Annotated in this window: 22 protein-coding genes; 15 read left to right on the top strand and 7 right to left on the bottom strand. The window is 71.9% G+C overall.

Features of this window, described 5'->3' with window-relative positions; translation table 11 throughout:
* Positions 1-128 precede the first annotated feature (128 nt).
* Entirely contained in the window at positions 129-1,607 is a 1,479-nt protein-coding gene (locus ACFVAJ_RS06395) for an SDR family oxidoreductase (RefSeq protein ID WP_376942226.1), read from the top strand.
* A gap of 37 nt (positions 1,608-1,644) precedes the next feature.
* On the opposite strand, the gene ACFVAJ_RS06400 is transcribed toward ACFVAJ_RS06395, so the two are convergent.
* A complete protein-coding gene (locus ACFVAJ_RS06400; protein ID WP_376942228.1) occupies positions 1,645-3,024 on the bottom strand; it encodes an APC family permease in 1,380 nt (459 codons plus the stop codon).
* A 29-nt stretch (positions 3,025-3,053) separates the two neighbouring features.
* Entirely contained in the window at positions 3,054-4,709 is a 1,656-nt protein-coding gene (locus tag ACFVAJ_RS06405; protein ID WP_376942230.1) for an amidohydrolase, read from the bottom strand.
* 119 nt (positions 4,710-4,828) lie between these two features.
* On the opposite strand from ACFVAJ_RS06405, the gene ACFVAJ_RS06410 reads away from it, so the two are divergent.
* The 5 genes from ACFVAJ_RS06410 (at position 4,829) to ACFVAJ_RS06430 (ending at position 7,601) form a co-directional block, all read left to right on the top strand.
* Positions 4,829-5,449, top strand: coding sequence for a TetR/AcrR family transcriptional regulator C-terminal domain-containing protein (locus tag ACFVAJ_RS06410; protein ID WP_376942231.1), 621 nt, complete (start codon positions 4,829-4,831; stop codon positions 5,447-5,449).
* Between the two features lie 71 nt (positions 5,450-5,520).
* On the top strand, positions 5,521-5,958 hold the full coding sequence (locus tag ACFVAJ_RS06415; RefSeq protein ID WP_022889580.1) for an Lrp/AsnC family transcriptional regulator: 438 nt from the start codon (positions 5,521-5,523) through the stop codon (positions 5,956-5,958).
* A 16-nt stretch (positions 5,959-5,974) separates the two neighbouring features.
* Positions 5,975-6,346, top strand: coding sequence for a GntR family transcriptional regulator (locus tag ACFVAJ_RS06420; protein ID WP_376942234.1), 372 nt, complete (start codon positions 5,975-5,977; stop codon positions 6,344-6,346).
* A 155-nt stretch (positions 6,347-6,501) separates the two neighbouring features.
* Entirely contained in the window at positions 6,502-7,125 is a 624-nt protein-coding gene (locus ACFVAJ_RS06425; RefSeq protein ID WP_376942236.1) for a TetR/AcrR family transcriptional regulator, read from the top strand.
* Positions 7,122-7,601, top strand: a complete 480-nt coding sequence (locus ACFVAJ_RS06430) for an SRPBCC family protein (protein WP_376942238.1) — start codon at positions 7,122-7,124, stop codon at positions 7,599-7,601. The genes ACFVAJ_RS06425 and ACFVAJ_RS06430 overlap by 4 nt, the downstream gene beginning before the upstream one ends.
* A 2-nt stretch (positions 7,602-7,603) precedes the next feature.
* On the opposite strand, the gene ACFVAJ_RS06435 is transcribed toward ACFVAJ_RS06430, so the two are convergent.
* Positions 7,604-8,794 carry a RimK family alpha-L-glutamate ligase gene (locus ACFVAJ_RS06435; protein WP_376942240.1) on the bottom strand — a complete coding sequence of 397 codons (1,191 nt, stop codon included), beginning with the start codon at positions 8,792-8,794 and terminating at the stop codon, positions 7,604-7,606.
* A gap of 26 nt (positions 8,795-8,820) precedes the next feature.
* Between ACFVAJ_RS06435 and ACFVAJ_RS06440 the strand changes: the two genes are divergently transcribed.
* Complete coding sequence (locus ACFVAJ_RS06440) at positions 8,821-9,321, top strand: ATP-dependent zinc protease (RefSeq protein WP_376942242.1); 501 nt, start codon at positions 8,821-8,823, stop codon at positions 9,319-9,321.
* Positions 9,322-9,329: 8 nt separating this feature from the next.
* The gene (locus ACFVAJ_RS06445; protein WP_376942244.1) at positions 9,330-10,373 is read left to right on the top strand and encodes a hypothetical protein; all 1,044 of its coding nucleotides are present in this window, start codon (positions 9,330-9,332) and stop codon (positions 10,371-10,373) included.
* Between the two features lie 102 nt (positions 10,374-10,475).
* Here ACFVAJ_RS06445 and ACFVAJ_RS06450 read toward each other — a convergent pair whose 3' ends face one another.
* On the bottom strand, positions 10,476-14,159 hold the full coding sequence (locus tag ACFVAJ_RS06450; protein WP_376942246.1) for a proline dehydrogenase family protein: 3,684 nt from the start codon (positions 14,157-14,159) through the stop codon (positions 10,476-10,478).
* Positions 14,160-14,316: 157 nt separating this feature from the next.
* On the opposite strand from ACFVAJ_RS06450, the gene ACFVAJ_RS06455 reads away from it, so the two are divergent.
* Genes ACFVAJ_RS06455 through ACFVAJ_RS06465 form a run of 3 tightly spaced genes read left to right on the top strand, consistent with a single transcriptional unit; the run spans position 14,317 to position 16,224 of the window.
* Positions 14,317-15,270 (top strand): LysR family transcriptional regulator, encoded by a 954-nt coding sequence (locus tag ACFVAJ_RS06455; protein ID WP_376942248.1) that lies wholly within the window; start codon positions 14,317-14,319, stop codon positions 15,268-15,270.
* Positions 15,271-15,320: 50 nt separating this feature from the next.
* Positions 15,321-15,752: an META domain-containing protein gene (locus ACFVAJ_RS06460; RefSeq protein ID WP_376942250.1), complete on the top strand. Its 432-nt coding sequence runs from the start codon at positions 15,321-15,323 to the stop codon at positions 15,750-15,752.
* 22 nt (positions 15,753-15,774) lie between these two features.
* Positions 15,775-16,224: an META domain-containing protein gene (locus ACFVAJ_RS06465; protein WP_376942252.1), complete on the top strand. Its 450-nt coding sequence runs from the start codon at positions 15,775-15,777 to the stop codon at positions 16,222-16,224.
* Between the two features lie 48 nt (positions 16,225-16,272).
* On the opposite strand, the gene ACFVAJ_RS06470 is transcribed toward ACFVAJ_RS06465, so the two are convergent.
* Together ACFVAJ_RS06470 and ACFVAJ_RS06475 are read right to left on the bottom strand one after the other, a co-directional pair.
* Positions 16,273-17,058, bottom strand: a complete 786-nt coding sequence (locus tag ACFVAJ_RS06470) for an alpha/beta fold hydrolase (RefSeq protein ID WP_376942254.1) — start codon at positions 17,056-17,058, stop codon at positions 16,273-16,275.
* Positions 17,055-17,333, bottom strand: a complete 279-nt coding sequence (locus tag ACFVAJ_RS06475) for a DUF1905 domain-containing protein (RefSeq protein ID WP_376942256.1) — start codon at positions 17,331-17,333, stop codon at positions 17,055-17,057. The genes ACFVAJ_RS06470 and ACFVAJ_RS06475 overlap by 4 nt, the downstream gene beginning before the upstream one ends.
* A gap of 77 nt (positions 17,334-17,410) precedes the next feature.
* Here ACFVAJ_RS06475 and ACFVAJ_RS06480 point away from each other — a divergent pair, with 77 nt between their 5' ends.
* The gene (locus tag ACFVAJ_RS06480; protein WP_376942258.1) at positions 17,411-18,028 is read left to right on the top strand and encodes a TetR/AcrR family transcriptional regulator; all 618 of its coding nucleotides are present in this window, start codon (positions 17,411-17,413) and stop codon (positions 18,026-18,028) included.
* Here the strand turns inward: ACFVAJ_RS06480 and ACFVAJ_RS06485 are convergent.
* On the bottom strand, positions 18,025-19,014 hold the full coding sequence (locus ACFVAJ_RS06485) for a helix-turn-helix transcriptional regulator (RefSeq protein ID WP_376942260.1): 990 nt from the start codon (positions 19,012-19,014) through the stop codon (positions 18,025-18,027). The two genes, ACFVAJ_RS06480 and ACFVAJ_RS06485, sit on opposite strands and share 4 nt — an antisense overlap.
* Before the next feature lie 60 nt (positions 19,015-19,074).
* Here ACFVAJ_RS06485 and ACFVAJ_RS06490 point away from each other — a divergent pair, with 60 nt between their 5' ends.
* The 3 genes from ACFVAJ_RS06490 (at position 19,075) to ACFVAJ_RS06500 (ending at position 22,728) form a co-directional block, all read left to right on the top strand.
* Positions 19,075-20,073 carry an ATP-binding cassette domain-containing protein gene (locus ACFVAJ_RS06490; protein ID WP_376942262.1) on the top strand — a complete coding sequence of 333 codons (999 nt, stop codon included), beginning with the start codon at positions 19,075-19,077 and terminating at the stop codon, positions 20,071-20,073.
* A gap of 27 nt (positions 20,074-20,100) precedes the next feature.
* Positions 20,101-20,895: an ABC transporter permease gene (locus ACFVAJ_RS06495; protein ID WP_376942264.1), complete on the top strand. Its 795-nt coding sequence runs from the start codon at positions 20,101-20,103 to the stop codon at positions 20,893-20,895.
* Between the two features lie 120 nt (positions 20,896-21,015).
* Positions 21,016-22,728, top strand: coding sequence for a phytoene desaturase family protein (locus tag ACFVAJ_RS06500; protein ID WP_376942266.1), 1,713 nt, complete (start codon positions 21,016-21,018; stop codon positions 22,726-22,728).
* Positions 22,729-22,760: the final 32 nt, after the last annotated feature.

A 22,760-nucleotide genomic window follows, 5' to 3' on the forward strand; every position in this document is an offset into this window, starting at 1 on the left:
CGGCCCGGATGCGGCGAGCCGTCGCCGCACGAGACGGAGTGAGCCGAGGCCGATAGGCTCGGCGCAACGGTGATCGGTCGGGGCACTCGGGGCGGACGGCTGAACGCCGCGGCGAAGCGGGGTTGCTCATGCGCGTGCTGGTGACGGGTGCGTCGGGGTACGTCGGCGGGCGGCTCGTGCCCCGACTCGTCGAGGCCGGCCACGAGGTCAGGGTCATCGTTCGTCGGCCGGAACGGCTTCGCGACGTTCCCTGGGCGGCATCGGTGGAGATCATGCCGGGCGATCTCGGCGACCGAGCAGCGGTCGACCGGGCGATGCACGACATCGATGCGGTCTTCTACCTCGTGCACTCGATGGGAGGCAAGGAGGCGGACTTCACCGAGATCGAGCTCGCCATCGCCCGCAACGTGGCGGCGTCGGCACGCGAGCACGGCGTCAGCCGGATCGTCTACCTGAGCGGCCTGCACCCCGCCGCCGACCGGCTCTCGCGGCACCTTCGCTCCCGCGTGGAGGTCGGTGAGATCCTGCTGCATTCCGGGGTGCCGACGATCGTGCTCCAGGCCGGCGTCGTGATCGGCTCGGGCTCGACCTCGTTCGAGATGATCCGTCATCTCACCGACGTGCTCCCGTACATGCCGGCGCCCCGCTGGGTGCGCAACTTCATCCAGCCGATCGCCGTGCGCGATGTCCTGCATTACCTGATCCGTGCGCTCGACACGCCCCCCGAGATCAACCGGGCCTTCGATATCGGCGGCCCCGACATCTTCCGCTACGGCCAGCTGATGAACGGATACGCGGTCGAGGCGGGGTTGCCGCAGCGTCCGATCGCCGCGCTGCCGGTGCTCACCCCGTGGCTCGCCGGGCAGTGGGTGAACCTCGTCACGCCGATCCCGCGCTGGCTCGCCGTTCCGATCATCGAATCGCTGCAGTTCGACTGCGTCATGCAGGATCACGACATCGATCGCGTCATTCCGCCGCCGGTCGAGGGACTGCTTCCGTATCGCACTGCGGTGCGGCTCGCGCTCGAACGAGAACGCCAGGGCGAGGTCGAGACGAGCTGGCGCAACACCGAGGTGGCCGGCGCCCCGAGCGACCCGCTGCCGAGCGACCCCGACTGGTCGGGGCACACCGTGTACGTCGACGAGCGGGAGCAGCGATGCACGGCGCCCGTCGGCGAACTCTGGCGCGTGATCGAAGGTGTCGGCGGTGAGAACGGGTGGTACTCGTTCCCCGTGCTGTGGGCGATTCGCGGCTGGGTCGACAAGCTGACCGGCGGCGTCGGTCTTCAGCGCGGACGGCGGGATGCGCGCGTCCTCCACGTCGGCGATGCCGTCGACTTCTGGCGGGTCGAAACCATCGACCGGGGGAGCTTCCTGCGCCTCCGCGCAGAGATGCGGTTGCCGGGTCGCGCCTGGCTCGAACTCGGCGCCGAGACCGTGGGGCACGGCTCGATGTACCGGCAGCGCGCGGTGTTCTTCCCGAAGGGACTGTCGGGTCGCCTCTACTGGTGGCTCATCGTGCCCTTCCACGACATGATCTTCACGGGAATGGCGAATCGCATCACGGCGGAGGCCGAAGCCGCGTCCAGGCGCGGGGCGCCCCGCTGACGTGCGGCTGCGCGATCCTCGGCCTCCGTCGCCGGCCTCACTCCTTGAGGTCGAGCATCGGCGTCGGCCGGCGGAAGCCCTTCGTCGCGATCGCGAGGATGATCACGCCGACCGCGAGCCAGATGCCGCCGATCAGGAACGTGAGTCCCGACAGGCTCGTCCAGAGCCACACGGTGAGCGCGAAGCCGATGAGCGGCAGGATCAGGTTGCGCACGAGGCTCCACCCCGCGCGCTCCTTGCGATCGATGTAGTAGTGCTTGATCACCGACAGGTTCACCACGGAGAACGCGATGAGCGCACCGAAGCTGATCATGCTCGCGAGGACGTTGAGGTCGATCCAGATCGCGGCGAGCGACACGACCGACACCACGAGGATCGCCACGTGCGGGGTGCCGAATCGCTTGTTCAGGTGCCCGAAGACCGATCGCGGCAGCACGCCGTCGCGGCCCATCGCGAACAGGATGCGCGCGACCGACGCCTGCGAGGTGAGCGCGGAGCCGAAGGCGCCCGCCACGAATCCGGCGATGAAGAGCGGCGTGAGCCACTGTCCGCCGACCGCGGCCACGACGTCGAACGCCGCGGTGTCGGCAGAGCCGAACTCGTTCGACGGGAAGCCGATCTGCGCGGAGTACGCGAGCAGGATGAAGAGCAGGCCCGCGCCGATCGTCGTGATCATGATCGCCCTGGGTACCGTGCGGGTCGAGTCCTTGGCCTCCTCCGAGAGGGTCGACACGGCGTCGAATCCGAGGAACGACAGGCAGAGGATCGCGGCACCGGCGAACAGCGTCGAGAAGCCCTCGACGGTGCCGTCGCCCGTGAACGGGGCCAGCAGGTCGACGTCGCTGCCGGAGGCCGAGGCGATCACGAGCGACACGAACACGACGATGAAGATCACCTGCACGGCGATGATCACGAAGTTCGCGCGCGCGACCGAGACGATGCCGATGAGGTTCAGCACGGTGACGATCGCGATCGCCAGCACGATCCAGACCCACGGCGGCACCGCCGGGAACGAGGTGTTCAGGTAGAGCCCGAGCACCAGGTAGTTGATCATCGGCAGGAACAGGTAGTCGAGCAGCAGCGCCCACCCGGCCATGAATCCGACGGCCCCGCCGAAGCTCCGCTGCGCATACACGTAGGCCGAGCCCGCGAACGGGTACGCCACCGCCATCCGCGCGTACGAGCGCGCGGTGAACACCATGACGACGAGGGTGATGATGTACGACGCCGCCACGCGGCCGCCGGTGATCTGCGTGACGATGCCGTAGGTCGTGAAGACCGTGAGCGGCACCATGTAGGCGAGCCCGAAGAGCGTGAGGGAGGGCACGCCGAGGACGCGCTTGAAGCGGCCCTCGGTGACCTGCGCGGTCGCCGAGGTCGGCGAGATCAGCGGCTCGGGGCCGGACGAGTGGGACATGGACGGGGGATCCTTTCGTGGGTGCGCGGCTACGTTGCGGCGCGGTATCGGGGGCTTCCTGCGAGGTAGGTGGCGAGGACGGGGACGCCGGCGAGCTCGCCGGCCGGGACGTCGCGCGGGTCGCGCGCGAGGTGGACGAGGTCGGCGCTCACACCGGGTTCGATGCGGCCCCAGGGGGTGGATGCCTCGTCGGCGAACGCCTGGTGGGCGACGGCCGTCGAGTACGCGTCGAGGGCGCGATCGACGGGCAGGATCTCGGCGGGGGTCCAGCCGCCCGCGGGCACGCCCTCGGCGGTCTGCCGCGACACGGCGATCGCGAGGCCGTCGAGCGGGGCGCCCGAGCTGACGGGCCAGTCGGAGCCGAACGAGAGCACGGCGCCCGAGTCGTCGATCGTGCGCATGCGGTACTGCCGGTCGGCGCGCTCCTGCCCGAGGCGCGGCACGGTGAGCACGGTCATGAGTCCGTCGAGCTGCGCCCAGAGCGGCTGCATGCACGCGATGACCCCGAGCTCGGCGAAGCGGGCGAGGTCGGCGTCGTCGACGAGCTGGGCGTGGGCGACGACGGGCCGCCGGTCGCGGGGGCCGTTCGCGTCGATCGCCCGCTCGATCGCGTCGAGGGCCTCGCGCACGGCCGCGTCGCCGATCGCGTGGATGTGCACCTGGAACCCGGCCGCGTCGACGGCGCGCACGGCGTCGGCGAGGTCGTCGCCCTGCCACACGGTCATGCCGAGCTTGCGGTCGCCGTGGTCGTGGAGCCCCGTGCAGTAGGGCTCGAGCAGGGCGCCGGTCTCGGACTCGATGACTCCGTCGGCGAAGAACTTCACGGTGTTCGCGGTGAGCATCGGCGAGCCGAGCTCGGCCACGCGGCGGCGCGACTCGCGCATGAGCGGGAGCTGCGCGGCGAAGCGCCGGGGGTCGGCGTACAGCGCGAGGTTGAAGCGCACGGGCAGGATGCCGCGTTCGGCCGCCTCGAGGTAGCTGTCGACGTCACCGGGCTCGACCCAGGCGTCCTGCACCCAGGTGACGCCCCGCTCGAGGTAGTACTCCCCCGCGCGTCGCAGTGCGCGCATGCGCTCGTCGGCGGGCCGGACGCCGGCTGCGTCGAGCACGAGCTCGACCGCGCCCCACTCGCGCAGGGTGCCGAGCGGGGTGCCGTCGGCGCGGCGCATGATCTCGCCGAGCACCGGGTCGGGGGTCTCGGCGTCGATGCCGGCGAGCTCGAGCGCCCGCGAGTTCACCCACACCGTGTGGTAGTCGTAGGCGCGCAGCACCACCGGACGGTCGGCGACCGCGGCGTCGAGCCAGTGCGCGTCGAAGAGCCCCTCCTCGACGAGGCTCGGGTCGTACGAGGCGCCCACGATCCACTCGGCGTCGGGGTTCGCCGCGGCGTACTCGGCGACGGCCGCAACGATCTCGTCGACGGTGCGGCAGTCGCGCACGGCCGGTCCCTCGGCCTCGAGCCCGCCGAAGAGCGGGTGGGCGTGCCCGTCGCCGAACGAGGGCATGAGGAACCCGCCGCCGAGGTCGACCGCCCCGACCTCGGTGGTCTCGAGTGCGGCGTCGGCCGCGGCATCCGCCTCATCGTCGAACGCGATGACCACCCCGTCGCGCACGAAGAGCGTGCGCGCCTCGGGCGCCCCCGCGCCGCGCCAGATGGTTCCGCCGGAGAAGTGGATCGTCGTCATGCACCGTTGCCTTCGTGAGCCGGGAGCGCCGTACGAACGATGTTCGTACGAACACTGTTCGTATCAGTGCTGAGAGGTTACACTCTCCGCAGGGCGGACGGAAGAGTCGAGGTGCGGCGATGTCGACGGTGAATCGCGAGCAGCTCGTGCACGCGGCGCTCGAGCTCGTCGACGAGCAGGGCAGCGACGCGCTCACCATGCGCAGCCTCGCGAAGCGCGTGAACCGGCAGGTCTCCTCGCTCTACAACCACGTCGGCAGCCGCGACGAGCTCATCGAACTCGTGCGCGCCCGCATCGTCGAGGACATCGACACCTCGCCCTTCGCCGAGCACTCCTGGGACGTGGCGCTCGAGGCCTGGGCGCGCTCGTACCTCACGGTCTTCGCGGCCCACCCGAACCTCATCCGCGTGCTCGCGACGACGCCCATCCGCGACGTGTCGACGTTCGTGATCTACGACGAGGTCATCGGCGCGCTCATCGACGCGGGCTGGCCCCTGCACGACGCGGTCGCCGTCATGCGCACGGTCGAGGCGCACGTGCTCGGATCTGCGCTCGACATCGTCGCACCTAGCGACATGCTCGACCAGGCCTCGGTGCCCGCCGAGCTCGAGCGGGTGCACGCCGCCCTCGACCCGCGCTACGAGGAGTCCACGAGCGCGACCGCCGCGTTCGAGCTCGGCATCGCCGCGCTCCTCGACGGCCTCCGCGCGCGGCGCGCCACCCTCGCCTCGATCGACTGACTCCGCAGCGCCCCGCACGAATCCCGCGCGAACGGGTGTCACGGCGCAAAGAACCCGCGTACACTCCCACCATGGACAACCTCGATCGCGCCATCCTCGACCTGCTCCGGCAGAATTCCCGGGCCGGGTACGGCGACATCGGGTCGTCCGTCGGACTCAGCGCCTCGGCCGTGAAGCGCCGCGTCGATCGGCTCGTCGCCGACGGCGTCATCCGCTCGTTCACGATCCAGGTCGACCCCACCGTCGACGGCATGTCGACCGAAGCCTACGTCGAGCTGTTCTGCCGGGGCACCGTGGCGCCCGACGAGCTCAAGCGCATCCTCCAGGACGTGCCCGAGGTCGTCTACGCGGGCACCGTCACCGGCAGCGCCGACGCGATCGTGCAGATCCGTGCCCGTGACATCGCCTCCCTCGAAGACGCGCTCGAACGGGTGCGCATCGCCCCGAACGTCGACCACACGCGCAGCGCGATCGTGCTCTCGCGCCTCGTCAACCGCAACCGCGACTGACCCCGCGACCTCCGACATGGATGCCACGAGCCTCGGCCTCTCGATCGACGCGAGCGCGGCCGTGCCACCGTACGAGCAGCTGCACGGGGCGGTCGTCGACGCGGTGCGCTCGGGTCGGGTCGCGCCGGGCACCCGCCTGCCGACCGTGCGAGGCCTCGCCGAAGAGCTCGGGCTTGCGGTGAACACGGTCGCGAAGGCGTACAAGGCGCTCGAGGCCGACGGCGTCATCGAGGGCCGTGGCCGCAACGGCACCTTCGTCGCCGAGCACGGCGAACCCGCCGAGCGAGCCCTGCAGGTCGCCGCCGCCGACTACGCAGCCCTCGCACGGAGGCTCGGCGTCGAGCCGGCGGCCGCGCGAGAGATCGTTCACGCCGCCCTCGGCGACTGACCCGCGCCGTTCCCACTCGACGCTCGCGCCGCTGATCGGGCGAGTGAAGATGCGGGCCGGGCGTCCCGTTGGAGCTTGACACTAGTGCGCCACTCTAGTGAGCTTTACTCATGTCCACGAGGGCGAGTGCTCCGATCTCGCGATCCGATCGCGCCGTGCTGACCCGACAGCGCATGGTCGACGCCGCCTTCGAACTGTTCGCCGCACGCGGCTTCCAGCCGACGACCTTCTCCTCCGTCGCCGAACTGGCCGAGGTGTCCGAGGCGTTCGTCTACTTCACGTTCCACAACAAGGCCGGACTCCTCGGCGCCGTCCTCGACGCGCGACGGGGGTCCCCGGGTGAACCCAACGACGTCGAGCAGCGCGACTGGTACGGCGCCGCGCTCGTCGAGCCCGATCCCACGAGGGCGATCGAGCTCATGGTGATCGGAGGAAGCGGCATCCTCGAACGCCTCGCCCCGCTCGCCGAGGCACTCGCCGCGGCAGTGCGCATCGACCCGGGCGTCGCCGAGCTCCACCGCGACAACATGGCCCGGAAGCGCGCGGCGATCGAGGCGTTGTTCCAGCCGCTCGCCGAACGCGGCGCGCTGGCACTCCCCGCGGAGCGGGCGGCCGACGTGTTCGAAGTGGTCCAGAGCCTCGAGACGTTCAACGGCCTCGTCCGGGACCACGGGTGGACCCCGGAGGAGTTCAGCACCTGGAGCATCGGCACCCTCACCACCACGCTCCTCCGGGCGAGGCACCGACCCGACGAGACCACGAAGGGAATGGGATCATGATCCACAACGAGACGACCCGCGACATCGACCGCTCAGCCCACGAGGTGTTCGACTTCATCGCCGTCAACGTCTTCGAGAACCATCCGAAGTGGGAGCGCGAAGTCCTCGAGGTCCGACGCACGACACCGGGGCCGGTGCGCGTCGGCAGCCGCGGCGTGATGGTCCGGCAGGACGGTCGACGGCGCAGCGAGGTCGAGTACGAGTGCACCGAGTTCGAGCCCGACGTGAGCGTCGGATTCCGCCAGCTCGACGGCCCGTTCGACTTCGCGATCCGCGAGACGCTCGAGTCGATCGATGCCCGTGCCTCCAGGCTGCACATCGACGTGCGCGTGCAGCCGCACGGCTGGCTCCGCCTGTTCGAACCGCTCATGCGGCGCGACCGCCGCGGCGAGCGCATCGCCGACGACCTCGTCGCCGCCGTCGAAGCGGTCCCGCGACTCGCCGATGCTGAACCCGTCACCGACGGCGGGGACTGAACTCAGCTCTCGGGGATCGGCTGCTTCGGGAGCTTGCGCACCTTCGCACGGCGGCGACGCCGCTCGGGGATCATCGAGCGCATCTCCTCGAGCTTGCCGAAGCAGAGGAGGCGGTCGTCGGCCTCGAGCACGACGCCCTTGCGCGGGTTCGGGATGACGGTCGTGCCGCGGTGCAGCGTCAGCACCGTGATGTCGCGCTCCCAGAGGCCCGATTCGCCGAGGGTCTTGCCCACGAGGTCGGCGTTGCCGTGCACGAGCAGCTCGGCGACGCCGTACCCGGTCGAGACGGTGAGCCGCTGGCGCACGTCGATCTCGGGGAACGCGACCTGGTTCGCCATGTAGTCGATGATCGCGCCCGCGACGTCGAGGTTCGTCGCGGTCTCGATGCCCTGCAGCCCGGGCGAGGAGTTGACCTCCATCACCAGCGGGCCGTCGTTGCCCTCGAGCATGTCGACGCCGGCGACCTTGAGGCCCATGATCTGGGCCGACCGCACGGCCGCGAGCTCGTACTCGGGCGAGAGCTCGACCGGCTCGACGCTGCCGCCCCGGTGCACGTTCGAGCGGAACTCGTCGCCGTTCGCGACGCGGCGCATCGCGGCGACGACGCGGTCGCCGACGACGAGGGCACGGATGTCGCGACCGCGGCTCTCGGCGATGAACTTCTGGATGAGCACGTTCTGCTTCGTCGAGTGCAGCGTCTCGATGATCGCCTCGGCGACCTTGACCTGCGGCGCGAGGATGACGCCGATGCCCTGGGTGCCCTCGAGCAGCTTGATGACGACGGGAGCGCCGCCGACCTGCTCGATCGCGGGCCGCACGTCGGCGCGGTTGCGCACGAACGCCGTCGGCGGCAGCGCGATGTTGTGCCGCGAGAGGATCTGGTTCGCGCGCAGCTTGTCGCGTGCGTTCGAGATGCCGTTGGCCGTGTTCGGCGTGTAGACGTCCATCTGCTCGAACTGGCGCACCACGGCGGTGCCGAAGTACGTGATCGAGTTGCCGATGCGCGGCAGGATCGCGTCGTAGTCCGAGAGCGGACGCCCGCGGAACTGCAGGTCGGGCTCGGGCCCCGAGAGATCGATCGCGAAGCGCAGGGTGTTGAGCACCTTCACCTGGTGACCGCGCTGCTGCGCGGCGGCGCGCAGTCGCTGGGTCGAGTACGCCTGCGGCGCGCGCGAGAGGATCGCGAGTTTCATCGGGTGAGCCCTGCCAAGATGGTCGAGTGAACGAGGAATCCCATTCAAGCACCATCGCCGGGTGGCGCGAATGGGTGAGCCTGCCGAATGCCGGCGTGCCCTGGATCAAGGCGAAGCTCGACACGGGCGCCCGCACTTCGTCGTTGCACGCCTTCGACGTGGAGGAGCTGCCCGGTTCGTCGGATGCCCCGGGCGGCGAGCCGCTCGGCCGCGTGCGCTTCGGCATCCGCCCCTGGCAGGAGAGCGACGACGACGCGGTCGTCGTCGAACTGCCCGTGCACGACCGGCGGCAGGTGCGCAGCTCCTCGGGCCACTCCGAGGAGCGGATCGTCGTGCTCCTCGACCTCGTCCTGCAGGAGCGCACGGTGACCGCCGAGGTGACCCTCACGAACCGCGACGAGATGGGCTTCCGCATGCTCATCGGCCGCGAGGCGCTGCGCCAGGGCTTCGTCGTCGACTCGGCCCGGTCGTTCGTCGGCGGTCGCGCACCCCGAGGCATCCGCCGCCGCAATCGCGGGCGCCCGTAGTCGCGCGGATGACCGGGGCGACGACGTCCGTCGGAGATCCGGCCGAGACCCCCGTCGTGCGCTCGGCGCTCTGGCGGCGCCTGGCCGGCAGCCCGCTCGTGTGGGCGGCGGTGTGCTTCGCGCTGACCGTGCCCTGGTTCGCGGCCGGGCAGGGCATGGAGTTCGTGCCGTACCTGCTGATGCTCGTCGGCGGTTGGTTGTGCGGGTTCTCCTTCGTGAACCTGACGTTCCGCATCAGGCCCGAGCGCGACGGGGTGATCCTTCACGTGGTCGGCGCGGTCGTGGCGGGGGTGTTCCTCTGGGTCGCGATCGAGCTCAGTCGCCCGCTGCTCGAGACCGCGCCCGAGCCGCTCAAGATCGCCTTCCTGATCGTGCAGTTCGCCGCCATCCCGGCTGCCGGATGGATCTGGCTCGGCCTGCTCTCACGCATCACCTCGGCAGTCGGGCGCCCCTCGAAGAAGCGACCCTCACCGGTCGCTCCCGAATGGGTGCGCGCCGAAACCGGTCGCGGCTCGGAGGTGGGGTTCACCGCGGTGCCGATGACGATGCGCGCGCTCACGACCGCGATCGTGCTGATCGTCGTGGTGGTCGGTGCCGTCGCCGTCGTCGCACTCATCGCCGTCACTGAACACGTCGTGCAGCTCGGTCCGCGCTTCGCGATCTTCCTCGTCGGCGTCGTGTTCGCGCTGCCCGCGTACTTCATCTACATGGCGATCGTGCAACGTCGAACCCTCGACTGCACGATCGGCTTCGGCGACGACCGGCTGTGGCTCCGCACCGACGCATCCACGACCATCGTGAAGTTCGACGAGCTCGACGAGCTCGTGTGGCGCTGCCGCAGCGATTACGCCCGCGTCGAGCTGCGCGGCGCGAACCTCGACGTCTCGCTCATCACGGGCATCGCCAAGGGCCGGCCGGGCTTCACCGCCGAGCTGCCCGCGCTGCCGCGGCGGGTGGTCGGTCGGCTCACCGACCTGGGTTTCGCGCTCGAAAGGTCCAAGCGCGACGAGGTGCTGACCTTCCGCCGTGCCGTCGCGAGCGCCCGCCCCTGAGCCTCCCCCTCGCTGCTTCTGCAGGAAATCAGGACGCATGGCCACCTCACAGAGGCTGTCGCGTCCAATCTCCTGCAGAAGCAGCGAAGGGAGGCGGAGAGCTCAGATCACCCCGTCCGAGAGCGTCGTCGGGTTGCCGAAGCGGTGGTTCGTGATCGAGATCGCCTGCTCGTGCAGGAACGGCAGCAGCTCGACGCGGCCCGACGGGGTCACGGGGTGCGACCACACCGCGATGTCGGGAGTGCCGCCGAGCGCCGAGGCCAGCGCCGAGGCATCCCCGCCGACGAGTCGGACCCGGCTCGCGCCGAGCGCCGACGCCGCGTCCTTCGCGACCCGGCCGAGCCAGGCGGCGTCGCCCTCGCGCACGATCTTCACGTCGCGCGCGGCGAGCAGCGTGCGCACGCCCTTCGGAAGTTCGACGGCCGACGACAGGGTGAACGCCGACTTCGCGAGGAGGCCGGCCGCGATGACGCGCAGGCCCTCCGCGAGCGAGGCGCGTTCGCCGATGCGCACGGCCACCGGCAGCGAGCGGTAGCGGAAGAGGTTGCGCTCGACGCCGACGCCCGAGACGTCCTTCACGGTGCCGTACTCCTCGGCCCAGGCGACCTCGTCGGACAGCGCCGAGCGGCGCAGCACCTCGAACGAGTCGTAGTCGAGGGCCGACTGCGAGGCCTCGATGAGCTCGGAGACGCGGCGCTCGAGCCCGCGCAGGTGCAGCGACTTCGAGACGCTTCCGCCCGCGGGCACCCAGTCGCCGAGGCCGAACAGATAGTTCGGACCGCCCGCCTTGGCGCCGGCGCCGACGGACGACCGCTTCCAGCCGCCGAACGGCTGCCGCTCGACGATCGCGCCGGTGATGCCGCGGTTGACGTAGAGGTTGCCCGCCTCGACCTTGTCGAGCCACGTCGCGAGCTCGCCCGCGTCGAGCGAGTGGAGGCCGGCGGTGAGCCCGTAGTCGACCGCGTTCTGGATGCGGATCGCCTCGTCGAGGTCCTTCGCGTGCATGATGCCGAGCACCGGCCCGAAGAACTCGGTGAGGTGGAAGTACGAGCCGGGCGCGACGCCGGCGCGAACGCCCGGCGACCACAGCTTGCCGGTGGCGTCGAGCTGCTTGGGCTCGACGAGCCACTCCTCGCCGATGCCGAGCTGGGTGAGCGCGTGCAGCAGCTTGCCGTTCGCGGGCTCGATGATCGGGCCCATCTGGCTCTGCGCATCGGCCGGGTAGCCGACCCGCAGCGAGGTCGCCGCGTCGACGAGCTGACGGTGGAAGCGCTCGGACTTCGCGACCGAGCCGACGAGGATCACGAGCGAGGCCGCCGAGCACTTCTGGCCGGCGTGGCCGAAGGCGCTCTTCACGACGTCGGAGGCCGCGAGGTCGAGGTCGGCCGACGGCGTCACGATGATGGCGTTCTTGCCGCTCGTCTCGGCGAGGAGGGGCAGGTCCTCGCGGAACGAGCGGAACAGCTCGGCCGTCTCGTACGCGCCGGTGAGGATGACCCGGTCGACCGCGGGGTGGGAGACGAGCTGCTTGCCGAGCTCGCGTTCGCCGATGTCGACGAGCGCGAGGAGGTCGCGCGGGATGCCCGCCTCCCACAGCGCCTCGACCATGACGGCGCCCGAGCGCTGCGCGAGCTTCGCGGGCTTGATGACGACGCCCGAGCCCGCGGCGAGCGCGGCGAGCACGCCGCCCGCGGGGATCGCGACCGGGAAGTTCCACGGCGGCGTCACGACGGTGAGCTTCGAGGGCACGAACGTCGCGCCCTGCACGTGGTCGAGCTCGCGGGCGCGCTCGGCGTAGTAGTGCGCGAAGTCGATGGCCTCGCTGATCTCGGGGTCGGCCTCGGCGATGGTCTTGCCCGTCTCTGCCGCCATGACCTCGATCAGGCGGTCGCGGTTCGCGGCGAGCGCGAGACCGGCGCGGTGCAGCACGGCGGCGCGCTCGGCGCCGGGCAGCTCGCCCCACGCCTTGCCCCGGGCGGCGACCGACGCGATGATCTGCTCGAGCTCGGCCTCGTCGTCGACGCGGGCCGCCTCGATGGTGGCCAGGCCGAGGGTCGTGTCGGGCACGCGGGCGAGGATGCGACGGCCCCACTCGCGGTTCGGCGCGAGCGCCGGGTCGGTGTCGGGTTCGTTGCGGAATCCGGGGGTCACGCCCGGGCCGCTCGGCGCGGCGGCGACCGGCGCGGCGGCGGCCGGGGCCTCGGCCGGCGCGCCGTCGGCGGTCGCGAAGCCGGATGCCACGTCGTCGGTGAGCTGGGTCCCGCCCGAGCCGCGCGTGATGCCGAGCACGACGCTCGTGAGCGAGGCGTCGTCGTCGTGCTCCGTGCCGGGCGCCGGGGCCGCGGGTGCGGCGATCGCGGCGGCGAGCGCGTCGCCGTCCCATTCGGTGCGGCGGTTCTGCGTGCGGTTCGGGGTCGGCGCCGAGACATCCGCTTCGAGCGCGGCGAGCGACCGCTCGTAGCGGGCGCGCTCGCGCTCGAAGAGGCGCTCGTTCGCGGCGAGCTCGAACACGGCCGACATGAAGTTGTCGTCGCTCGCGTTCTCCTCGAGGCGGCGGATCAGGTACGCGATGGCGACGTCGAACTCGGAGGGGTTCACGACGGGCGTGTAGAGCAGCAGGTTGCCGACGTCGCCGCGCACCGCCTCGGCCTGGCCGGTCGCCATGCCGAGCAGCATCTCGAACTCGACCCGGCTCTCGACCCCGCGCTCGCGCGCCGTGAGCCACGCGTGGGCGACGTCGAAGAGGTTGTGACCCGCGACGCCGAGCTTCACGGCGTGCGTGCGCTCGGGGGTCATCGACCAGTCGAGCACCCGCTTGTAGTTCGTGTCGGAGTCCTGCTTGGTGCCGTAGGTCGCGACCGGCCAGCCGTGCACGGCGGCGTCGACGTGCTCCATGGCGAGGTTCGCGCCCTTGACGACGCGCACCTTGATCGGGGCGCCGCCGCCGGCGCGACGCGCGGTCGCCCAGGTCGTGAGCTCCTGCATGGCGCCGAGCGCGTCGGGCAGGTAGGTCTGCAGCACGATGCCCGCCTCGAGGCCGCGCAGCTGCGGCTGGTCGAGGAGCGTCGTGAACACCGCGATCGTGAGGTCGAGGTCGCGGTACTCCTCCATGTCGAGGTTGATGAACTTCGACTTGCCGCGGGCCTCGCTCGCCGCGGCGAGCTCGTAGAGGGGCGTGAGCTTCGCGACGACCTTCGCGACGGCTTCGTCGAACGACCACATCGAGAGCTGGCTGACGACCGACGACACCTTGATCGAGACGTAGTCGACGTCGTCGCGGGCGAGGAACTCGAACGTGCCCGTGAGGCGGCGGTCGGCCTCCTGCTCGCCGAGCACCGCCTCGCCGAGGAGGTTCAGGTTCAGGCGGTTGCCCGACTCGCGCAGCTTCGCGATGGCGGGGCCGAGCTTGTCGGGGGTCGCGTCGAGCACGAGGTGGCCGACCATGGCGCGCAGCACGCGGCGCGCGATCGGGATGACCGCCCAGGGCAGCACCGGGGCGACGACGCCGCCGAGGCGGATCGCGGCCTTGAGGTACCAGGGCAGGAACTTCGGGGTGAGCTTCGCGACCTGCTCGAGGTTGCGGCCGGCGACGCCGAGGTCTTCGGGGCGCATGACCCCGTCGACGAAGCCGACGGTGAAGGCGAGTCCGTTCGGGTCCTTCAGCACGCCCGCGAGGCGCTGTGCGGCGGGCTCGACGGGGTGCTTCGCGCTCTCTTCGAGCCAGCGGCGCACGAGGGCGACGACGTGATCGGTATCCGGCCGGGCATCCGTGGCGGCGTTCGACATGGTCACGAGGGTAGTGTCCTTTTCTTCGGGCGCGCCGGGGGTACGCGCGCCTGTCGGATCAAGTGTGCGCCCGAGGCATCCATTCGGTACAGCGAATGATTCTGATGAATACTGTTCGGAAGAACCGAAAGATCAGCCGGATGCCACGGAGGCCCCCATGCTCGATGTCCGCCGCCTGCGGCTGCTCGTCGAACTGAGCCAGCGCGGCACCCTCACCGCGGTCGCCGAAGCCCTCTCGTACAGCCCCTCCTCGGTCTCGCAGCAGCTCAGCCTGCTCGAGCGGGAGGCGGGCGTTCCGCTGCTCGTGCAGGTCGGGCGACGGGTGCAGCTCACGCCGCAGGCGCTGGTGCTCGTCGAGCACGCCCGGGCGATCCTCGACCGGCTCGAGGAGGCCGAGTCCGAGGTGGCGCGCTCGCTCACCGCCGTCGGCGGCACCGTGCGCATCGCGGTCTTCCAGTCGGCGGCGCACGCGGTCGTGCCGCAGGCGCTCACCCTGCTGCGCGCCGAGCACCCCGCGCTGCGGGTCGAGATCACCGAGCGCGAGCCCGACGTCGGCCTCTTCGAGGTCGCGGCGCGCGACTTCGACCTCGTCGTCGCCGAGCAGTACCCCGGCCACACCCGCGCGCACCGCGCCGAGCTCGACCGCGTGCACCTCGCCGCCGACGCCATCCGTCTCGCGCTGCCGCCCCACCCCGCTGCGCGTTCGGCCGGCCTTTCGGCCGCCGCCAGACTCGAGACCGCCGCGAACATGGCGTGGGTGCTCGAACCCGAGGGCACCGCCTCGCGCGAGTGGGCCGAGCAGCTCTGCCGCGAGGCGGGCTTCGAACCCGATGTGCGGTTCGAGACGGCCGACCTCATGGCGCACATCCGCCTCATCCGCTCGGGCAACGCGGTGGGACTGCTGCCCGACCTCGTGTGGGCGGGCGAGGCGCCGAGCGTCCGGCTCGTCGACCTGCCGGGGCATCCCGAGCGCGAGGTCTTCACCTCGACCCGGCAGGCCGCGGCGGCCCGCCCCGCCGTCGTCGCCTGCCGCGACGCCCTCGCCCGCGCCGCGCGGGCGACCGCCACCCCGGCACCTCCTGCTCCGCCCGCCCGAGCGGTCTCGCACTGACCCCTTCCCGGGGCATGGCGGACTGCGCGCCGGAGGACTACCCTGCGGGCATGACCACGATGCAGAGGGTCGTGCGTGGCGCCGGTGCCGCAGCGGGGGCCGCCGCGCTTCTGCTCCTCCTGGCCGGCTGCCTCGGCGAGTCGGGTTCGGTGCAGGGCGGCTCGATCGATCCGACCGGAACCTGGGGCGACGCGGACGACGCCGAGGCGCCCTCGCTCACGCTCGAGGACGACGGCAGCTTCAGCGGCACCGACGGCTGCAACCAGCTGACCGGCACCTGGACGGTCGACGAGTCCGACCACGTGCAGTTCGACGACTCGGCCTCGACGATGAAGGCGTGCGAGGGCGTCGACACCTGGCTGGCGGGGCTGAGCCAGGCGACGATCGCCGACGACACGATGACCGTGCTCGGCTCCGACGGCTACGAGATCGGCACGCTCCATTCGAGCTCCGGCGAGCAGCAGACCGGCGAGGACGAGTGAGCCACGAGGCGACGGGCCGCACATGAGCGACTCGGGGCCGGGCCGGCGAGCCATACGCACGGCGTCCGCCGTCTCGCTCGCGGCCGCGACGCTCGTGCTGTTCGGCGCGTGCGCGAGCGCCGGCACCTCGAACACTCCCCCGGCGAGCGTCCCCGCGACGGCACCGTCGCCGCTGCCGGTCTCAGCGGGCGCGGTGGGCACCTGGGGCGACACGGACGACGCCACCGCCCCGTCGCTCTCCCTCGCCGCCGACGGCACCCTCGCCGGAACCGACGGGTGCAACCGCCTCACGGGCCGCTGGGAGGACGAGGGCGGCGGCCGCATCGAGTTCGACGACGTCGCCTCCACGCGCATGGCCTGCGAGGGCGTCGACACGTGGTTGTCGGCGCTCGACGAGGCCGCGGTCGACGGCGACACGATGACCGTGCTCGGCGACGACGTGGTCATCGGCTCGCTCGAGCGCACGGGCTGAGCGCCCGCGCCGCAGCCGCCGCGGAGCGCAGCGCCGCGCCCCGCAGGCTCAGCCCTCGAGCATGACGGCGAGCCGAGCGGCCATCGCCTCGGGGTCCCAGCTGTGCCACGCGCCGGCCAGCTCCTCGCTGGCGCCGTGCGGGGCCGCCGCGGCGATCGCGTCGGCCGCCGCCGCCATGCCGGGAAAGGTCTCGGTGCCGACCACCGCGAGCACCGGCACGTCGAGCGAGGCGAGCGACGCCGCGGCGCCCTCCGATTCGACCGCGGCGAGCGCCCGGCCGTCGGGGATCCAGCTCAGCACGAGCTCGGGGTAGTCGGGCGACTGCCTGAGCTGCTCGAGCCACTCGGGCGGCATGTCGACCATGTAGGCGGCCACGGCCTGTTCGAGCTCTCCGGCATCGAGATGCCGCTCGACCCCGGCCCACCAGTCGGGCGCGCCGGCGGCGAACAGGCCGAGGGGCGCCTCCCACAGCACGAGACCCGCGAGGCGCTCGACGCGGGAGGCGGCGAGCATGGCGATCGCGCAACCGGACGAGTGCCCGACGAGCACGACCGGCGCGGCCGCCGAATCGGCGAGCGCCGCGATGGCGTCGAGTTCGCGTTCGAGCGAGATCGGCCCGGCGGTCGCCGATTCGCCGCGGCCGACCCGGTCGTGCACGAGCGCCTGGAACCCACGCTCGGCGAGCAGCCGGGCCGTCTCGGTGGTCACGGGGTCGTCGGCGCGCGTCGGCCCGGCCCCCGCGATGAACAGCGCCGCAGGTGCTCCGGCCGCGCCGTGGCGGTCGAACACGACGCGGTCGCCCGCGCCCGTCACCACCGACTCGACGGCGCTCATGCCTCGGCCCGTTCGAGTCGAACGTGCACCCGGTCGCCGGCGGCCTTGCCGATCGCCGTGCGGGTCGCGGCCTTCACCGGGCCGAGGTGCACGCCGGTGCCCGAGGGCATGAGCGTGATCGCGACGGGATGCCCGTCGATCGCGCCGGTCACCCGCACGGGATTGCCGGTGCCGAAGTACGCCTTCGAGTCGGGCACCTCGAAGACGGTCCAGGAGGCCGCTTCTGGTGCGACCCGGAGTTCGGCGTCGAACTCGAGCGCTGGTCTGCGTGACATGGTCGCCTCATTTCTAGACTGATGAGTCTCATTCCGAATATAGACTCATCAGTATGATGTTGCAAGGAGGTCTTCAGATGCGCCCGAGTTCACTGCAGAAGCGCGAGGCCGCCCTCCTCGCGGCCGAGCGGCAGTTCCTGTCGACGGGGTACGAGTCGGTGACGATGGACTCGATCGCGAAGGAGTGCGGCGTCGCCAAGCAGACGCTGTACAGCCACTTCGGCAGCAAGCGCGCGCTCTTCCTCGAGCTCGTCACGTCGAAGACCGTCGCGGCGCGACGCGCCGTGCCCTCGCCGCCCGAGTTCGATCCGGCCGACGACCCTCGGCCGACCCTTCGGGCCCTCCTCGTCGCACAGCTCACCGCCGTGATGGCGCCGACCGTGCTGAGCCTTCGCCGACTCGTGATCGGCGAGCTCTCACGCTCGCCCGAGCTGGCCTCCGCGCTCTACGAGCAGGGGCCGCGACGCGCGATCACGAAGCTGGCCGCGCTCATCGCCGAGCTCCGCGACGCCGGGTTGCTGCACGTCGACGACCCCGAGCGCGCCGCCACGCAGCTGAACTGGCTGGTCATGGGAGAGCCGGTCAACCGGGCGATGCTGCTCGGCGACGCGGCGATCCCGTCACCGCCCGAGATCGACGCCCAGGTCGACTCGGCCCTCGACGTCTTCTTCGCGGCGTTCGGCGCGCGCGCCTAGGCGCCGGCCGCCGCGGTCGCGAACCGCTGCGCCTGCGCCCCGAGGAACTCCCTCAGCTCGGGTGAGCCCTCGACGTGGAAGTCGACCCCGGCGGGCAGCCACATGAGCGCCATGCCGAGGGCCTCGACCGACTCGGCCTCGATCGGCCAGGCGCAGTGCGCGGCGTCGACCGCTTCGACCTCGCGGCCGTACCACCCGAGGTGCTCGACGAGGTCGGACTGCGGCAGCGCGACGACGATGCGGGCGCGGATGCTGCGGCGCCGATGCCGCACGGCGCGCTCGACCCGCTCGCGCGCGGCCTCCTCGGTCATCTCCTGCGGCTCGAAACGCACCCGCGTCGAGAACACCTCGCTGGTGCGGTCGAGCCGGAAGGTGCGCCAGTCGACTCGCTCCCGGTCCCACGCGAGCAGGTACCAGCGGCGCGCCACGGGCACGAGCCGGTACGGCTCGACGATGCGCGCCGAGGCCGCGCCCGTGGCATCCGTGTACCTGAAGCGGAGCCGTTCGCTGTCGCGGCACGCGAGCGCGAGGATGCCGAGGAGTTCGGTGTCGACCTCGGGCGTGGGTCGGCCGGAACGGTTCCAGGCGCCGGCGGCGCCGACCGCCGTGTGCGACTGCAGCGCCTCGATGCGGCGGCGCAGCGCGGGCGGCAGCACCTGCTCGATCTTCGCGAGCGCCGAGAGGGTCGTGTGCTCGGCGCCGCGCAGCCCCGCGGTCGCCTGCGAACGGAGCCCGAGCGCGATCGCGACCCCTTCGTCGTCGCTGAGCAGAAGCGGCGGGAGGCCGGTGCCGGCCTCGAGGCGGTAGCCGCCGGCGCTGCCGCGCAGCGACTCGATGCCGTAGCCGAGTTCGCGCAGCCGTTCGACGTCGCGCCGCAGGGTGCGGTCGCTCACGTCGAGCCGGTCGGTGAGTTCGCGCGCCGACCAGTGCCGGTGGCTCTGCAGCAGCGAGAGCAGTTCGAGGGTTCTCGAGGTGGTTGCGGCCATGTTCCGATTCTCTCCCGAATGCGGACAGAAAGTGACCGGATGGCTCGAGAAGCTGGGGTCATGACGAACCAGATGATCACCGCACAGGGCCTCACGAAGACGTTCCGCTCGAAGGGGCAGACCGTCGAGGCCGTCCGTTCACTCGACCTCGCCGTCGGCGAGGGCGAACTCGTCGCCTTCCTCGGCCCGAACGGCGCCGGCAAGTCGACGACCCTCCGCATGCTCACGACCCTGCTGCCCGCGACGAGCGGCGATGCCGTCGTGGCCGGATGCGACGTCCGGCGCGACCCGGCGGGCGTGCGACGCCGCATCGGCTACGTCGGCCAAGGCAGCTCGGGCGGCCACACCCAGCGCGTGCGCGACGAGCTGCACGCCCAGGGCTCGTTCTACGGGCTCGGTCGCCGCGAGACGCGCGCCCGGGCCGCCGAGCTCATCGAGTCGCTCGAGCTCGGGCAGGTCGCGAACCGCACGGTGCAGTCGCTCTCGGGCGGGCAGAAGCGTCGGCTCGACATCGCCCTCGGGCTGATCCACCGGCCCGAGCTGCTCTTCCTCGACGAGCCGTCGACGGGCCTCGACCCGCACAGCCGGGCCAACCTCTGGCAGCACATCGTCGAGCTGCGCCGGGCGACGGGCACGACCATCTTCCTCACGACGCACTACCTCGACGAGGCCGACCGGCTCGCCGAGCGCGTCATGGTGATGGACCACGGCTCGGTCATCGCCGACGACACCGCGTGGGCGCTCAAGGAGTCGCTCGCGGGCGACCGGGTCACGCTCACCTTCGAGAACGCGGCGGATGCCTCGGCCGCCGCCGCCCGCCTCGGCGGCGAGCTCGACGGGGCCGATGCCCGCGTCGTCTCGATCACGGCACCCGGCGGCGACCGGGCGCTCCCCCGGTACATCCGCGAACTCTCGAACGCCGGGATCGACGTGGCCGCGGCCACCCACCGGCAGCCGACCCTCGACGACGTCTTCCTCGCACTGACCGGGCGCAGCCTCCGTGACGAGGCCGCCCACGCCGAGCCGACCGCCGAGTCGGCCGAGTCCGTCGCCGCCTGACCTCATCCCTCTGAAAGGACCACTCCGATGACCACCACCGCACCCGCCATCACCACCGGCACCCGCCCGACGGGCTTCGTCCGCGACACCGCTGCCGTGTTCGTCCGCGAATCGAAGCCGCTCGTGCGCGACCCGTTCAGCGTGATGTTCTCGCTCGTCCAACCGCTCGTGTTCCTCGGCCTCTTCGGGCCGCTGCTCATCGGCGCGGCCGGCGGCGACGTCGCCGGCACCCTGCAGTGGTTCGTGCCAGGCATCCTCGTGATGGTGGCGCTGTTCGGCACCGCCTCGACCGGCGCGAACCTGCTCTTCGAGATGCAGACCGGCTCGCACGAACGCACCCTCGTCGCCCCGCTCTCCCGCAGTGCGCTGCTCGTCGGCCGCGCCCTCAAGGAGGTCGTGCCGCTCGTCATCCAGGGCACGATCGTCGTCGTCGTCGCGGTGCCCTTCGGCTTCGCGGTGGATGTCCCGGGGCTCGTCCTCGGCCTCGTGATCCTGGCCGTCTTCGGCATCGGTTTCGGCGCGCTGAGCTACACGCTCGCGCTCTCGTGCCGCAACCGCGACTGGATGTTCTGGATGGTGCACCAGACGCTGCTGTTCCCGCTCATGATCCTGTCGGGCATGCTGCTGCCGCTCGACGACGGCCCCGGCTGGATGAAGGTCGCCGCCGCGGTGAACCCGCTGAGCTACCTCGTCGGCGCCGAGCGGGCGCTGCTCGCGGGCGACTTCGGCGACCCGGCCGTGATCGGCGGCGCGATCGCCGCGATCGTCACCTGCGCGATCGGCGTGTTCGTCGGCGTGCGCGCGATGCGCCGCGCGAACTGAGCCCGACCCGGGCGGCGGGGAACCCTCCCCTTGAGCGTTACGTCACTGATACCACTCGCGTATCAGTGACGTAACGCTGCGCGGACACCACCCGCCTGGGCGACCGCCTACGCTCATTGCATGTCACTCGCCCAGCCCGAGCCGTCCGCGAACCGAGCCCACGACGTCGTGATCCTCGGCGGCGGCCACAACGGCCTCACCGCCGCTGCCTACCTCGCCCGGGCCGGGCTCGACGTGCTCCTCCTCGAGCGCGACGACCACTTGGGCGGGGCGGCGGTCTCGGCCGAGGCGTTCGACGGCGTCGACGCCCGGCTCAGCCGGTACTCGTACCTCGTGAGCCTGCTGCCGCAGCGCATCATCGACGATCTCGGCCTCGACATCGAGCTCGTGCGGCGGCGCTTCTCGTCGTACACCCCCGATCCGGCGAACCCCGAGCGGGGGCTGCTCGTCGACAACGAGGCCGACGCCGCGGCATCCGCCGACGCCTTCGATCGCGTGGGCGCGGCAGCCGATGCGTCCGCCTGGGAGGCGTTCTACGCCGAGACCGCGCGGCTCGCCGAGCGGCTCTTCCCGAGCCTCACCGAGCCGCTGCCGACCCGGGCGGAGGCCCGCGCGCTCCTCGGCGACGACGCCGCGTGGAGCGCGTTCGTCGAGCGCCCGCTCGGCGAGACGATCGACGAGCGCTTCACGAACGACCTCGTGCGCGGCGTCGTCGCGACCGACGGGCTCATCGGCACGTTCACCACGCTCGACGACCCGGCGCTCGACGCGAACCGCTGCTTCCTGTACCACGTCATCGGCGGCGGCACCGGCGACTGGGACGTGCCGGTCGGCGGCATGGGCGCCGTGAGCGGCGAGCTCGCCCGCTCGGCGCGCGAGGCCGGCGCCGCGCTCGTCACGGGCGCCGAGGTGCTGGGCGTCGACCCGGCCGGCCGCGTGCGATACCGGCTCGCGGGCGAGGAGCGCCTCGCCACCGCGGCCACCCTGCTCGCGAACGTCGCGCCCGCCGTGCTCGAGCGCCTCATCGAAGCGGGCGCGCCGGACGCACCGGCCGAGGCGACCGGCCGCACCGGCGGCCTCGCCCCGCGCGACCAGGCGCCGATCTCCGACGACGGCCCGATCGCGGTGCCGCCCGTGGTGCGCGAGCGGCTACGCGCACTGCACGCCCCTGAGGGCGCGCAGGTCAAGGTGAACCTGCTGCTCACCCGGCTCCCCCGACTGCGCGACGCCGAGGTCGCCCCCGAGCAGGCGTTCGCGGGCACGTTCCACATCAACGAGCTCGCCACGCAGCTCGATGCGGCGTACGCGACGGCTGCGCGCGGAGGCATCCCCTCCCCGCTGCCCTGCGAGATCTACTGCCACACCCTGAGCGACCCGTCGATCCTCTCGCCCGAGCTCGCCGCCTCGGGCGCGCACACCCTCACCGTGTTCGGGCTGCACGTGCCGCACCGCCTGCTCGAGCGATTCGGCAACGACGAACTGCGCGCCCTGCTGCAGCAGGCCGTGCTCGACTCGCTCGATTCGGTGCTCGCCGAGCCCATCGCCTCGGTCATCATGACGGATGCCTCGGGCCGCCCCTGCATCGAGACGAAGACGACCCTCGACCTCGAGGCGGCGCTGCGCATGCCGGGCGGCAACATCTTCCACGGGCCGCTGTCGTGGCCGTGGGCCGAGCCGGGTGCCCCGCTGACGACGCCCGCCGAACGCTGGGGCGTGGCCACGCGGCATCCGGCCGTGCTGCTGTGCGGATCGGGCGCGGTGCGCGGCGGCGCCGTCAGCGGCATCGGCGGGCACAACGCCGCGATGGCCGTGCTCGAGCAGCTCGCCGGCTGAGCCGTCGCGCCGCCGACCATACCGTCGGGTAC

It is taken from the genome of Agromyces sp. NPDC057679 (assembly GCF_042799635.1).
In the GTDB taxonomy this organism is placed as follows: domain Bacteria; phylum Actinomycetota; class Actinomycetes; order Actinomycetales; family Microbacteriaceae; genus Agromyces.

Bases quoted from the DNA above. Each gene is read 5' to 3' on its own strand.
- ACFVAJ_RS06485 (WP_376942260.1), bottom strand. From the start codon at position 19,014: ATGGCCGCAACCACCTCGAGAACCCTCGAACTGCTCTCGCTGCTGCAG.
- ACFVAJ_RS06465 (WP_376942252.1), top strand. From the start codon at position 15,775: ATGAGCGACTCGGGGCCGGGCCGGCGAGCCATACGCACGGCGTCCGCC.
- ACFVAJ_RS06460 (WP_376942250.1), top strand. From the start codon at position 15,321: ATGACCACGATGCAGAGGGTCGTGCGTGGCGCCGGTGCCGCAGCGGGG.
- ACFVAJ_RS06395 (WP_376942226.1), top strand. From the start codon at position 129: ATGCGCGTGCTGGTGACGGGTGCGTCGGGGTACGTCGGCGGGCGGCTC.
- ACFVAJ_RS06470 (WP_376942254.1), bottom strand. From the start codon at position 17,058: ATGAGCGCCGTCGAGTCGGTGGTGACGGGCGCGGGCGACCGCGTCGTG.
- ACFVAJ_RS06475 (WP_376942256.1), bottom strand. From the start codon at position 17,333: ATGTCACGCAGACCAGCGCTCGAGTTCGACGCCGAACTCCGGGTCGCA.
- ACFVAJ_RS06400 (WP_376942228.1), bottom strand. From the start codon at position 3,024: ATGTCCCACTCGTCCGGCCCCGAGCCGCTGATCTCGCCGACCTCGGCG.
- ACFVAJ_RS06455 (WP_376942248.1), top strand. From the start codon at position 14,317: ATGCTCGATGTCCGCCGCCTGCGGCTGCTCGTCGAACTGAGCCAGCGC.
- ACFVAJ_RS06405 (WP_376942230.1), bottom strand. From the start codon at position 4,709: ATGACGACGATCCACTTCTCCGGCGGAACCATCTGGCGCGGCGCGGGG.
- ACFVAJ_RS06415 (WP_022889580.1), top strand. From the start codon at position 5,521: ATGGACAACCTCGATCGCGCCATCCTCGACCTGCTCCGGCAGAATTCC.
- ACFVAJ_RS06490 (WP_376942262.1), top strand. From the start codon at position 19,075: ATGACGAACCAGATGATCACCGCACAGGGCCTCACGAAGACGTTCCGC.
- ACFVAJ_RS06420 (WP_376942234.1), top strand. From the start codon at position 5,975: ATGGATGCCACGAGCCTCGGCCTCTCGATCGACGCGAGCGCGGCCGTG.
- ACFVAJ_RS06435 (WP_376942240.1), bottom strand. From the start codon at position 8,794: ATGAAACTCGCGATCCTCTCGCGCGCGCCGCAGGCGTACTCGACCCAG.
- ACFVAJ_RS06495 (WP_376942264.1), top strand. From the start codon at position 20,101: ATGACCACCACCGCACCCGCCATCACCACCGGCACCCGCCCGACGGGC.
- ACFVAJ_RS06445 (WP_376942244.1), top strand. From the start codon at position 9,330: ATGACCGGGGCGACGACGTCCGTCGGAGATCCGGCCGAGACCCCCGTC.
- ACFVAJ_RS06450 (WP_376942246.1), bottom strand. From the start codon at position 14,159: ATGTCGAACGCCGCCACGGATGCCCGGCCGGATACCGATCACGTCGTC.
- ACFVAJ_RS06500 (WP_376942266.1), top strand. From the start codon at position 21,016: ATGTCACTCGCCCAGCCCGAGCCGTCCGCGAACCGAGCCCACGACGTC.
- ACFVAJ_RS06480 (WP_376942258.1), top strand. From the start codon at position 17,411: ATGCGCCCGAGTTCACTGCAGAAGCGCGAGGCCGCCCTCCTCGCGGCC.
- ACFVAJ_RS06430 (WP_376942238.1), top strand. From the start codon at position 7,122: ATGATCCACAACGAGACGACCCGCGACATCGACCGCTCAGCCCACGAG.
- ACFVAJ_RS06410 (WP_376942231.1), top strand. From the start codon at position 4,829: ATGTCGACGGTGAATCGCGAGCAGCTCGTGCACGCGGCGCTCGAGCTC.